This window comes from Runella defluvii, from assembly GCF_014195535.1.
GTDB lineage: Bacteria > Bacteroidota > Bacteroidia > Cytophagales > Spirosomataceae > Runella > Runella defluvii.
Window position 1 is genome coordinate 409,083 of record NZ_JACIBY010000006.1, and the last position, 12,564, is coordinate 421,646.

Below are 12,564 nucleotides of genomic sequence, written 5' to 3' on the forward strand. Positions count from 1 at the left end.
ATTACCAACTGAAAAAATCGACGATCGCCCCACCAATATCCTCGGCACAATCCAAAGGATCGGATACGCATTCGGCCGCCACTCCAAGCGCTTTTCCGATCGCTTCTGCCCCATCGCCCAATAACTCACCCGCTTTTTTCAGACCTTTAATCAGCACATTAAGTAGTCCGTTGCATTCCGCAGGATAAGTGCCGTCACACATGCCCGAAAAGATAGCAGGGCCTCCAGGGATGCTTACTTTCCCCGTAAAGACAAAGCCGCCGATGCCGCCGATACAAATGCTTTTGCCGATTGAAACACAGATAGGAGCGGGCAACATGAACTGAAGTTCCAAGGCTTCATTGACCAAATCAAAACTGTAATCTTTGTAGAAAGCGGCAGCGGTTAATGCCGCTCCAACCTTTGCAAAAATTTTAAATTCGGGAGAAATCGTAGCCGTAATCGTGGCCTCCTGATAAGCTGAGGCCGTCAGCCCGTAGTCGGTATCCGTGTAGTCAGCGGTATTGAATTTGAATACTGTGCCTTTTTCATATACTACAGCACCTATTCCTTTGGGAACCCAGGCAATGCTCGGTATCTTTTTGATTTCATCATTACTGACTGCATACAGCGCCATGTACATATCTACATGAGGCGATAAATCACCGAATGTACCGCAAAAAGCTTTGAGATTAAGCGTCTTGGATGGTCCTCCTACGGCCAAGACAAAGTTTTGGGGACTCAGGTAAATCGTTGCTCCGCCGTTGACACAACCAGCACCGAGATCCAGATTGGTCAGGGTAGCCTGTCCCAGAATGGTTTTATTTTTGAAATCAAAATCTAAGGTTACTTTTCCACTACCACGAGTATTTTCACCGTCCATGGTAGAGGAAATAAATCGTCCGTTTCCTTCTATTTTAAGGGTTTTGTTTCCGATGCTCAATTCCGTAGCTACGTCGCCCCAAAAAAGCGTACGGTCTTTCGTACGGATGGGTGTAAAGGCATAAAGACCCAAACTTCCTCCTTTTTTGGGAATATAATCAGCATCGTTGATGCTTTGTGAGCCAGCTGTATGCTCCATATTATAATACACTCTTCCCCTGAACCCATAGATCTCCAGATCAAGAAATATATCAATGGCCGGGTTCAAATTCATTACGCCAAACTCCGCAAACCAATACGTGAAATCATCCTGCTTACGCTTTCCAGCTTTTAATCGGGCATCGACAGAACCAATAGATGCCGGTTGTTTGAGGGTGGCTTTTGCCGATACTCCAAAACCGGTTCCCCAGGTAGGATCATCCCTATAATATTGAAAACAAACTTGGCCGAAACTGATAGGCAACGATTCAAAACCACCCACGGCTACGCACTTATTGTCGAGGTCAAATTCAATTTTGGGTTCTTCAGCAGCAGCTGTGTTGCTTGCGATATAAAAAAGACCGCTGCCAGTATCATCATCGTCCCAGGCAGGGCCACCCGCCTTTTTCGTCGGATTAACGGGTGTCTGATCAACGGGTTTGTCGGGAACGTTGTATTTGGGGCCGTCAGGAAAAGGATCGTTGACGACGGTATTATCAATGTACGAAAGGTGAGTGTATTTTTGAATGGGTTTTCCACCTACACCGGCCAGGTTATCGGCCAAAACAAAATCACCGAAAACAAAGAAATGGTATTTTTTAGGGTTGGTATCGCTGAAAAGTGCCGTTTGAGTGACTTTGTATTTGAATCCGTTGTATTTTCCAGTCACCTGGTTATCCAAAGGAGTATAATTGGTGGTATTCTCCAAATTGCTGACCCTACCATCTGGCCAAATGTAGAGAGGCGGCATAGGCATATCTTTAAGGTAGATATTTCGATCTTCATCTTCCGCATTGTAAAAGTTCAGCGAAGAACCGGTGATGGCCACTGCTCCTTTGTTAAAATAAGCATCGTACATCTCAATCTCGGCCTTATCGGTTTGAGTTTTGCCGTAAAGCATGAATTTCTGCTTCGCAAACTTACTGACCGATGCGTACTGAAAACCGTTTTTATCGGCAAAGAGATTAAGTTTGCATTTTTGGTTAATGAACGGAACAAACACATCGCCATACACTACTGCTTCAAAGAGCTTCCCCTCAAAAACATCCAGTCGGGCTTTAGTAAATTTGGCCTGAAAGCCTTCATAAAGCCCTTTTTTACTGAACGACGTCTCCTCGGCCTTCACCCACAAAACACCGTTATCGTACGCACTGCCGACGCTGAATGTATAGACAGATTTATCTCCGGCCGTAAAATCGACCTTAGCATAAGGCATCGAAAGGCCATAAGGGGTATTGATCTTCAGGTCCTGTGCGGGTTTTACGGGTCCCAATGAAACCACCGCGTAATCAAAGGAGAGTTTTACGGATGCGTCTTTGTTAAGGGTGATGGTTGTTTCATCAATTTTTGCATCAAAAGCCAGACTTGTTTTGTTGGTAAAAGGAATCATGAGACCCACGGTACTGAATAAAAGCGGATCCTCCAATGCCTTTGAAGTGTTTGCGTCTGTACCGATGCCGTTTTTGGATATAGGCTTTGTCCCCACCCCGGCACCCACATTTGTATTCGGCTTGGAAGCCGTAGTGGATGGAGAACCAGACGAAGATTTAGGGATCAGTGCATTACTTTTCAAATGAGGAATCATTACTATCCCGCTTAATTCCCCCGTTACCTGAGAGATATCATTTACCCCCAACGATAATACCCCCGACAGTTTCAATTCATAGTCAGTTGGCATGGACAGTTTAAACTGATAGTCCTTTGCCAACGCGGCAGTGCCTTTCAGGAGAAATTTGTCATTGTGAACCTCAAGTGCAAACCACTCGTTTTTGGTAGTTAATTTTTGCGGACCAGGCGTAAATTTGGCTTCTGTTAAAGTCTCCGATGTAGTTGTTTGAGTTAGGTTCGGGTTTTTCGCCAAGCCCTCACTCACTCCCTTCGCGGCATTTTTTTGGGCCTGTTTGGCCACGCCGTCCTTATTCATTTCCACCACAACCGCCCCTCCCGTAGCTGGTAGTGACAGTTCCTTTTCGGCATCTATGAGTGAATACCAGATGATTCGACCAAATACTTTGGCTGATTGCAAAGGCCCTGCCTTGGCTTTCTCAAAAACCGAAGCATTATTATCCAATTGTTTGTCCAACGGTGCCTCCGTTTGCAAATCTGCAATTACTTCCAACAATTTGGGCTCAAAGCGCGCTTCGCCTTCCAATTCACTGCTTACAGCTATGATAAACGATTTAAGCGTGGCCCCTTCTTCTGTTTTTGCTTTGCCGCTGATAGCTTTTAACTCCACTTTATTGTTTTGCTGAAAAGATTTCACCACCACATTTTCAAGCACAACCGGTACACTTGTTTTATCGTTGATATAAAGCTTAGCTTTCTTATTGATAGGTTTAAGTACATCTTTAGGAGTAAGACTGACGGCGACCCTGAACCCCGCCATTTCGAAGCCGTTCATACTGACATTTTTAGCGGACTCTTTGGCAACCTCGACTATGGTCGGCGTATCATTTTTCGGAGTTGTATCTTCTCCGTACGTAAAATAGCAAACGGGGCTTTTTCCTTCGTTCAGAAAATTGATTTTTCGCGAAGCGTCAAACGCCTGAACGCGCACGGCATACCGTTTGCCCACCTTCAAGGCAGGCTGGTTGGGACCGTATAAAAATGAGTTTACCCGAATGTTTTTCACCTCTACGCCCGATGGCGGCAGCACTACGGCATCAATAAAAACGTTGGGGTCGTATCCCAATAGAGCATTGGATGTATTTACTTTAATTTCTGTTGTTTCAATTTTGGTAGGTTTAGAGGTAGGCTTTTTATCCTGACCGCTGTTCGGGAAACCGCTGATTACGTTGGATTGATTGTTCAGGACATTTTCGGCTACTGGCTGAACATCGGGTAATTCAATCACTCTCAGCGTATAACTCACCTGCGCGGGCGATACGCCCACGGGTGGCGTCCACGAAAAAATGACATTTTGTGGCGTATTGGCAGCGACTTTACTGTCACAAATGGGATTAATGAGCATCGGAGGTTCCACGCTTCTGAGGGTAAACAACCCGCTACATCCCAACGGAAAATCGGCCGACAGAGGACGGCTGCTTCGGTTGTCGAAGGCTTGAATACACAACTGATAATTGCCTTCTGGCAGGGGCATTCCACGGTAAAGTTGGGCTTTGTCCACGCCTTGGACCTCAATTTGCCCCAAATCAAATAACCCTTCCAAATCCGAACGCGTCAGTAGCTTGTTTTCTAAGGGAGCCAACCGCAGCGGCACCAACGGACGGAAGTTTTGTGGCGTGGCAATCCGCACGCCATTGTCGCCCGTAATCGTTCCCAAAAAGCGAACTTCCAACGCCGCCGAAGTCGTATTCCGCACAAAGATTTGGACTTGATTACCTCGGCCTGGGTAGTCCTGCAAATAGGCGCTGTAGGGCGGCAATACGTTGACCGTTACCTGCACTTGCTGCCCCCAACCCCCAATGGGCGCTAAAAAAGCACCACAAATCAACCCTATTATCAAAATAAACGGGTTTAAAATTCGCTGCGGATGCCCAACTCCTCCCCTACTGGGAGAGGTTGAGAGGGGGTTAAAACGAGATTCCATAACCAAGTGAGCCTCTAAGTTCATTGAATTTTTGATCGGGTTGTCCCGTATTTGAGTTAAGGTATCCTAGTTGTAAACTCAAGCTCTGGCGCTTGCCAAGCTGATAGCTCGCGTTGGCCGAACCATTAATGACTTGACCGTTTTGTCCTAATTGTTGATTGAACAAATAGCTTCCGCTGGCCGATACGTTCAGTTTTTTATCCAATAACGTGTGATTTACCCCCACCGTAGGCCCATAAAACCGAACCGTTTGATTTTGGGGCAAAAACGTCTGGGTATAGCTCGCGGTGGCATTGGCTCCAAAACCTGATTCCAATTGCGTAAAGAAGTAGCTCAGGTTCACATTTTGGTTCTGGTTTTGGGTAAACTCGGCGGTATTTTGGTTCAAATCCGACAGTTGTTGGTGCGTGACCGTAAGCGTAAACAAGTGAGAGACAGACTCATTTTGAAGATTATAACGCAAGTTTCCCATCAGACTCAAGTTGTTTTGTGCCAACCGCAACGTGTCGATGATGGGCCGCAACCCTGCTTGTTGGCTGATGCCATAATTTGAAAACTGTAGGTCGAGCCCAAAGGCAGTGGAGGGGTTGAACGACACCACCGCCGAACCAACCGTACGGCCCGTCTGGGCGTTTTTGTTTTGGGCCAAATTATCTTTCTGAATCCCCAAACTTCCCATAATCCGCAGTTTGCTATTCATCAAATTGAAACTTGGGGCTACGGTATAGCTCACAATATCGCTTTGGAAATAATACGCCCCCATCGTCTGGAAATTGGGATCAATGCGCTTGTATTGGAGTTTGAGGCCAAACACTTTGTTTTGGTAGCCCACGGCCGTTTGGAGGGCCGTCGTCAACTGCGTACTGAGCTGAGCAGGCATAAAAACGGTGAAAGCTTTAAGCAATGAGCCTTGTTCCAACGGAATCAACTGCGCGCGGGTATCGCGGGTGTAGGCGCTCCCCGCAGCGTCCAATTCAAACGACACTCTTTTTACGAGCGTAAACCGCGACGTAAGCCCTATCACGGTGTTGCGGGCAGGTGCAATCGACTCGTTGGGGGTGATGGAATTTTGATCGTCTGCGGCATTGAGCAAATTCAAATCAACGTAATTGGAAGCTGTCCCGTAGCCCAATTTTACGGCGTAGCCCGTCCGCTTAAACGAAGGCAGTGCTTGGTCGGGGTTGGCGAGGTCGGTCGAAATGGCTTTGTTGAATCGCCCATACACTGCTCCCAGACGTAGTTTTCCAGGATTTATCTCAAAACCGCCCCCTAAAAACGTGTGCCCCGCCAAGGTAAAGGGCGAAAATTGGACGTTGCGGTACCCCGCATGAACCATCGCCCATTTGTAGGTAGGACTTACGCCAAACTGATTGAAAGGTTGACGAAAGTTAGCTCCTTGGTTTCCTAAGACCATCGAAAAGGGCAACGAGACACCCCCTGGCAAGGCCACATTGACCGAACCGCTCAGTCCGAAGGGTGTGGTTTGGTTGCGAGCGTCAATACCGCTGGCTTGGTAAAGTCCCGCGTAGGCATTTAACCCGCCCGACAACTTCACAGCCTGAGAGGAAGAGTTTTGAGCATAGATGGCATTGCTCAGGATAAAACACAAAAACAGTAGAAATCGGCGCATAGTTTTTGCTATTGGGTAGAACAAAAATAGCCCATTTATATAGGTTCGTCAATCGTATAAATATATGACCGTAGAACTACTCGCGTATATTTAAAAAAGCATAAATACCTATTAGACAGACAATTAAAACAAAAACCTATTCTCTAAAAGTATATTTTTTGAGAATAGGTTTTGAGTAAACGGTCGTAGGAATTGAGTTAACGGTCAGCGAGAAAGCTGAATGACATTTTCGCGAAGGGCTTTATTGATGGCTTCGCCTTTGGAATTGACCTGAAGTTTCTCGTAAATCCGCATAATGTGCGTCTGTACGGTACTGATACTAATCTGACAGTGGTGCGCAATGAGCTTATAACTATCGCCTTCAACCAAGCGATGCAGCACTTCTATTTCTTTGGGAGTCAGGTCGTAGGTTATTTTTTGTTTGGGTTTTCGGAAAGCCCCCAACACTTTGAGCGCAATGCTCGGGCTCATGGCCGCACCGCCTTGCAGTACTTCGTCAATGCTTTCAATGATTTTTTCGGCAGGAGTTTTCTTCAATAAATAGCCCACCGCCCCCGTTTCGATGGCCGCAAAGACGTTTTCGGTATCTTCGTAGGCCGTCAGCATCAGCACTTTGGGAGGAGAAGTCAACTGTTGCAACAAAGCCACGGCCTCGATGCCCGTTCGAGACGGCATTTCGATGTCCATTAAAACCACTTCGGGCCTTTCAACCTGAACGGTTTCGAGCACCCGCGTAGCATCAGGATGCGAGCCTACCAGCTCAAGACCATCGCTCAGTTCAATGATGAGCGCGATGGTATGTCTAAACGAATCGTTGTCGTCGTAAATCGAAATACGTGGCATGGTAATTCTCGTTTATTAGGCAAAGGTAAAGGACGATAGCCTCGTTGTAAATCGGATAAATATATGATTGACGGCTTAGTTCTTGAAGTTTAAACGTACTGCGCTCCCTTTTTGCAAAACCGATTCTAAGACCAACGTCCCACCAATTTCCTCCGCCCGTTTTTTCATGTTTTTGAGCCCATTACGCGTATTGACCGCCTCAACATCGAAACCTACGCCATTATCAATTACTGCCACATTCCATTCGTCATTCTGCCCTCTAAATTCGACATTTATCTGGCTCGCTTGCGCGTATTTGAACGCATTGTTTAACGCCTCTTTTACAATCAAATACACATTCTGACGCACTTGCAACGGCAAACTTAACGACTCCACTTGGGCATCCGTCACAAAATCTAACGTTATCTCCTTCGACTCCGCCAGCGGCTTGGCATACTCCCGCAAACGCGTAAACAAATGCTGCATCGAGTCGTTGCGTGGATTGATTGTCCACACAATGTCATCCATCGACTCCAGCATTTGACGCGCATCTTCGCTAATTTTACCCACCATTTGCTCCGCTTTTTGCGGCTGATTGGCCGCCAGTTGCTTTTGCGTCAGGCCACTCAGCAGCGAGATACTACTCAAAGTACTCCCTATCTCGTCGTGCAAATCAGCCGCAATCTTATTCCGCAGCTGCAATGACTCCCGCAAACGACGGTATTTGGCGCGGTTGATGACAAAAACAATGCTCACCAACGCCAACAGCAACGCCAGCCCTCCACCGATGAGCCACAGGCGGTTTTGGAGTAGTTCTTGGTCTTTGATTTTAGACTCTTGTTGAAGCAGTCGAATTTGTTGCTCTTTGGTTTTTGTTTCGTACTTCGCAATTAGTTCTTGAAGCTGCTGTGCTGTTGCTACTTTTTCCGTAGAATCGCTAAGGTTTGTACTTTCGAGCAGGCTTTGATACGCTTTTTTAAATGACTGATTTTCTGCATATAGCGTTGACAAACCTCCTTGGTATTCGGCAATTCTTACGGCATCATTTTGTTTCTTGGCAAGCGCTAGAGCTTCTTTCAAATACGCTTCGGCCCGTTCGGGTTGGTCAATTTCACGGTAAACCAACGCTAAATTGGATTTGGCAACCGCCACCGAGGTAACTGCCTCTAGCTGCTCGGCCAGCTGCAACGACTGTTCCATGTAACGGATTGCCTCTTTGGGCTGTTTGAGTTGCTGGTACATCCTCCCAGTATTTGCCAAATAATCGGTTTGGCCGCGTAAAAATTCTGCTTTTTTGGCCAGCGAAAGGGCTAATTGAAAATACTTCAATGCCTCTTTAGGCTGAGAGAGATCATCATAGATATTTCCCAACGAATTGTTGTGAATAGCTGCATTTTTCCAATTTTTTTGCTCATTGTCTATCACAATAGCTTTCTTGAGGTACGCAAGCGCCTCTTTCGGACGCTGAAGGGCTTTGAGCGCATCTCCAATGGCCGCATAAATACTTGCATACGGCTTGAGTTTGTATTTTTCTTGCATTTCAAGGCACTTGAATGACATTTTCAACGCCTCATCGTAGTTGTTTAGGCTATTATGTAACGTAATAACATTGCTGTACGCTTCATACAGTATGCTCCCAGGAAGTTGAAAACGTGTAGCTTCTTCCACCGCTTTTTGAAAATAAGCCAACGCTTTGACATAATCGGTTTTATAATAGTACATCGTAGCTCGCACACGTGTGTTGGCGTACTTTCCTAAGAAGTAGTTATATTTTAGCGCTAACGGTTCCGCTATTTTTAGCACAGAATCCACTTTATCATATTCATCCGTTTCATTGAGAAGCTTATTGGCGTAGCGATTGAGCGCCCATACGTAGTTGCTGTCTTTGGGGGCAGTTTTAAGATACATCACCAACGAATCACGTGTATTCGGGATTTGAGCTATCATCGTTTCCCCCAAAAAAACCATAAAAAAGAGGGGCATTAACACTTTGTTTCTGCGCATAACCGAAGGGTGAGTTATAGGTTAAATTGCAATTTTACTTCTGATTTTTGTCCTTCTTGGCTCATGATGAGCAACGTCCCACCAATTTCCTCCGCCCGTTTTTTCATATTTTTGAGCCCATTACGCGTATTGACCGCCTCAACATCGAAACCTACTCCATTATCAATTACTGCCACATTCCATTCGTCATTCTGCCTTCTAAATTCGACATTTATCTGGCTCGCTTGCGCGTATTTGAACGCGTTGTTTAACGCCTCTTTTACAATCAAATACACATTCTGACGTACTTGCAACGGCAAACTCAACGACTCCACTTGGGCATCCGTCGCAAAATCCAACGTTATCTCCTTCGACTCTGCCAGCGGCTTGGCATACTCCCGCAAACGCGTAAACAAATGCTGCATCGAGTCGTTGCGTGGATTGATTGTCCACACAATGTCATCCATCGACTCCAGCATTTGACGCGCATCTTCGCTAATTTTACCCACCATTTGCTCCGCTTTTTGAGGCTGATTGGCCGCCAGTTGCTTTTGCGTTAGGCCACTCAGCAGCGAGATACTACTCAAAGTACTCCCTATCTCGTCGTGCAAATCAGCCGCAATCTTGTTGCGTAACTGCAATGACTCCCGCAAACGACGGTATTTGGCGCGATTAATAACAAAAACAATACTCACCAACGCCAACAGCAACGCCAGCCCTCCACCGATGAGCCATAGGCGGTTTTGCTGCGACTGAAGCTCCGATTCCTTTTGCAATAGCTTGATTTGTTGTTCTTTTCGCTCGGTTTCAAACTTCATGCTCAACTCATCCATGCGGGCTTTTTGTTGTTGCGAAAACAGCGAGTCACTCAGTTTTTGAGCTACTTGTTGATTTTCGTACGCCTGTTTGTAATCTCCTTTTTCCACAAACATTTCCCTCAGGGCTTGGTAGATATAGCCTTGGTATTCGAGCGAGCCAATTTCTTTAAAAATCGACAACGCGTCTTTCAGATACATTTCTGCTTTCTCGAACTGTTTTTGAGATTGGTAGTACTGGCCTAAATTCCCGTAAATAGCCCCAAGCTGATGCGTAAGATGAAGTTTTTTAGCACTTTCCTCCCCTTTTTTTAAAGCCGCCAAATCTTCTTTTGGTTTGTTTAAATCCCTGTACACCGACGATAAATTGATGGCAATATCCACCATAATCGCTTCATAATTAGCTTGCTGCGCATAACTGTCGGCTTTTTGAAGGTAAGACAAGGCCCGTTGGTATTCTTTTTGTTCGGCCAGCAACGACCCAATTCGGTTGTTGGTAACGGCCAATCCACGGTAATTCTTTTCCTTTGTTTTGATTTCCAAACTCTGCTGAAAGTATTTCAGAGCCACCTCATTTTTACCTTGAAGGTGGTAGATTGCCGCCGCAATATCGTAGGGAGAACTTCCTGACAATTTGGGTAAGCGCTCTCGTTCAAAAATCTTGATAGATTCCAACACGTACTTCAACCCCTCTTCGTTGTTCCCCATTAAATGAAGAATCATGCCTACGTTCGTCAAAGCGCGTTGTTGTGACGAAGCCCCCAATGAAGACGATTTGGTCAACTGCAACGTTTTTTTGTAAAAGTCCAACGCTTCGCTGTATTTTCCTTGCACGTACGCACTCCGCCCTCGCAAATCGTACGAATCAAACGCTCCTTTTTTGTTTTTGAGTTGTTGCGCCAACGTCAGCAGTACTTTCGCCAGCGAGTCTGCTGCCTTGTACTCAGACGCATCCACTTTCTTCCAGGCATAGTCCGCAAGTGCTTGCAGGTAGAGTGTATCTTTGGGCGAAGTGGTTAAAAATTGAACCAACGAGTCAGCGGATTGGGGTACAGTACGTTTTTGGGCAACCGCCACTGCACCTAAAAGTATTCCAAAAAAACCTACCAATAAGCAGCTTTTTTTCATTTAAAAGTAGGGTTAAGAATTTACGTTTAAGGTACTATTATTTTGGAAAAGAAACTACAAATTGACTTTGGAAAGCGCTTTTTGCTATTTTTACCTAGTTTTATTCCCCCTCCACTGACCAACAGCGTATGTATTATCTCCTATCATCCCCCAATCCAGAAAGCCGTTTTATTGAAATCGAATGTACATTTCTCGACGTAGAAACTGAATATCTCGAAATCCAACTTCCTGCTTGGCGGCCTGGAAGGTATGAGCTACAGCATTTTGCCAAAAATATTCAGCGTTTTGGAGTTTTCAATAAAAATAATGAGCCACTTACTTATCGGAAAATTACCAAAGACCGCTGGCGGGTAGAAACGGGTGCCGAAACGGAAGTGGTGGTTCGTTACAACTACTATGCCAATGTACAAAATGCAGGAAGTAGCTACGTCAATAACGACTTTTGGTATGTTAATCCTGTGAATCTTTGTGTCTATGCCGATGCTTTTTTGAACCAACCTTGTACGCTTCAACTCGCCATTCCCGATACGTACCAAATTGCCTGTGGATTGCCGCAGATTGCGCCCAAAACGCTGTTCGCCAAAGATTATTACGAACTCGTCGATAGCCCTTTGATGGCTTCCGAAACGCTTCAACACCGTACCTATCAGGTGCAGGATACCACGTTTTACGTTTGGATGCAAGGGAATATCAAGCCCAATTGGGAGCAAATTGTTGCCGATTTTCAGAAATTTTCGGCCGCCCAAATCGCCGTAATGGGCTCTTTTCCCGAACCCGAATACCACTTTTTAAACTTGATTTTACCCACACCGTACTACCACGGCGTCGAACACCGCCACTCAACAATGGTCGTACTTGGCCCCGACGATGAAGGCGATGGCCTGCACCTCGACCTCCTCGGCGTAAGCTCACACGAGCTATTTCATGCTTGGAACATCATTCGGATTCGGCCGAAAGAATTACTGCCGTACGATTTTACCAAAGAAAATTACTTCACGACTTGCTTTGTGGCCGAAGGAGTGACAACCTACTACGGCGATTTGTTTCTACGGCGTTCGGGCGTCTTCAATGACGAAGGCTACTATCGCGAGCTACAGACGTACATGAAGCGCCATTTTGAAAATAGTCGTCATGCCCAGCAATCGCTGGTAGAATCATCGTGGGACTTGTGGCTCGACGGCTACGAGAAGGGAATTCCGCAGCGAAAAGTATCGGTGTATCATAAAGGGGCGTTGGCAGCGTTAATTCTTGACCTAACCATTCGCAAGATTCACAACCACAAACGGTCACTCGATGACGTTATGTACGCTTTATGGCAAAGATTTGGCATACCTTTTGTAGGATATACGATGGAAGACTACCAAGCAGTGGTGGAAGAAATTGCGGGGGAAACGCTTCCGTGGTACTGGAACGACTGTATTTTGAGCAATTTACCCCTGGAAAATCACTTAAACGATGCCCTCACGTGGGTAGGTTTACACATGGTTAGTTTTGGGGACGGAACAGTCCAACTACAAGAATTAGGAAGTGAACCTGCCGTTTTAGAACGAAAAAAATGGTTAAATGGCAATATTTAA

General features: G+C 45.9%; 6 protein-coding genes. 1 reads left to right on the forward strand and 5 read right to left on the reverse strand.

The window, feature by feature from the left end:
• Position 1 precedes the first annotated feature (1 nt).
• From FHS57_RS16665 to FHS57_RS16685, 5 genes are all read right to left on the reverse strand, one after another.
• On the reverse strand, positions 2 to 4,633 hold the full coding sequence (locus FHS57_RS16665; protein ID WP_183975582.1) for a hypothetical protein: 4,632 nt from the start codon (positions 4,631 to 4,633) through the stop codon (positions 2 to 4).
• Positions 4,593 to 6,239 (reverse strand): hypothetical protein, encoded by a 1,647-nt coding sequence (locus tag FHS57_RS16670; RefSeq protein ID WP_183975584.1) that lies wholly within the window; start codon positions 6,237 to 6,239, stop codon positions 4,593 to 4,595. Before FHS57_RS16670 ends, FHS57_RS16665 begins: the two co-directional genes overlap by 41 nt.
• 204 nt (positions 6,240 to 6,443) lie before the next feature.
• A complete protein-coding gene (locus FHS57_RS16675; RefSeq protein WP_183975586.1) occupies positions 6,444 to 7,082 on the reverse strand; it encodes a response regulator transcription factor in 639 nt (212 codons plus the stop codon).
• 75 nt (positions 7,083 to 7,157) lie between these two features.
• Positions 7,158 to 9,008 (reverse strand): tetratricopeptide repeat-containing sensor histidine kinase, encoded by a 1,851-nt coding sequence (locus FHS57_RS16680; RefSeq protein ID WP_183975588.1) that lies wholly within the window; start codon positions 9,006 to 9,008, stop codon positions 7,158 to 7,160.
• Positions 9,009 to 9,079: 71 nt separating this feature from the next.
• Positions 9,080 to 10,987 (reverse strand): tetratricopeptide repeat-containing sensor histidine kinase, encoded by a 1,908-nt coding sequence (locus tag FHS57_RS16685; RefSeq protein ID WP_183975590.1) that lies wholly within the window; start codon positions 10,985 to 10,987, stop codon positions 9,080 to 9,082.
• A 128-nt stretch (positions 10,988 to 11,115) separates the two neighbouring features.
• Between FHS57_RS16685 and FHS57_RS16690 the strand changes: the two genes are divergently transcribed.
• Positions 11,116 to 12,564 (forward strand): M61 family metallopeptidase, encoded by a 1,449-nt coding sequence (locus tag FHS57_RS16690; protein WP_183975592.1) that lies wholly within the window; start codon positions 11,116 to 11,118, stop codon positions 12,562 to 12,564.

What these genes read in the sequence shown, in the direction of transcription:
- FHS57_RS16665 (WP_183975582.1), bottom strand. Translation starts at nt 4,633, where the DNA reads ATGAACTTAGAGGCTCACTTGGTTATGGAATCTCGTTTTAACCCCCTC.
- FHS57_RS16670 (WP_183975584.1), bottom strand. Translation starts at nt 6,239, where the DNA reads ATGCGCCGATTTCTACTGTTTTTGTGTTTTATCCTGAGCAATGCCATC.
- FHS57_RS16675 (WP_183975586.1), bottom strand. Translation starts at nt 7,082, where the DNA reads ATGCCACGTATTTCGATTTACGACGACAACGATTCGTTTAGACATACC.
- FHS57_RS16680 (WP_183975588.1), bottom strand. Translation starts at nt 9,008, where the DNA reads ATGATAGCTCAAATCCCGAATACACGTGATTCGTTGGTGATGTATCTT.
- FHS57_RS16685 (WP_183975590.1), bottom strand. Translation starts at nt 10,987, where the DNA reads ATGAAAAAAAGCTGCTTATTGGTAGGTTTTTTTGGAATACTTTTAGGT.
- FHS57_RS16690 (WP_183975592.1), top strand. Translation starts at nt 11,116, where the DNA reads ATGTATTATCTCCTATCATCCCCCAATCCAGAAAGCCGTTTTATTGAA.